This window comes from Sulfolobus sp. B1 (assembly GCF_007050195.1).
Classification (GTDB): domain Archaea; phylum Thermoproteota; class Thermoprotei_A; order Sulfolobales; family Sulfolobaceae; genus Saccharolobus.
On sequence record NZ_QIMI01000369.1, the window covers coordinates 1 to 553 of the forward strand.

At 33.1% G+C, this 553-nt stretch carries 1 protein-coding gene; it reads left to right on the plus strand.

Annotated elements, in window-relative coordinates; all coding sequences use genetic code 11:
* On the plus strand, positions 1-477 hold a 477-nt coding region (locus DMP16_RS10735), incomplete at its 5' end, for an adenylate kinase (protein WP_143577268.1).
* Between the last annotated feature and the right edge of the window lie 76 nt (positions 478-553).

The window sequence follows — 553 nt, forward strand, 5'->3', positions numbered from 1 at the left end:
AATTATGGAGACTATATGCTGAATACTGGCATAAAAGAAGGTTATGTAAAGAGTAGGGATGAAATAAGAAAACTCCCATTAGACAAACAAAAAGAATTACAAACATTAGCAGCAAAAAGGATAAATGAAGACTTATCTAAAATTAATGGTATTGGATTAGTAGATACTCATGCTGTTATTAGAACACCAGCTGGATATTTACCAGGATTACCTAAACACGTGGTAGAAGTCCTTTCTCCAAACGTGATTTTTTTGATTGAGGCCGATCCTAAAATTATACTAGAAAGGCAAAAGAGAGACTCTACAAGAAGCAGAGTTGACTATAGTGATATTAATGTTATAAGTGAGGTGATAAATTTTGCTAGATATGCAGCTGTTGCCTCGGCGGTATTAGTAGGTGCTTCTGTTAAAGTTGTGAACAATTTGGAAGGAGACCCCTCAGTGGCTGCAAATGAAATAATAAGCACCTTAATGTGAAACTATGGAAATAGATATTTTGTATATACTTCTAATATCGTTTTTTTCTAATTTAGTAGTTTATATGATATACAAG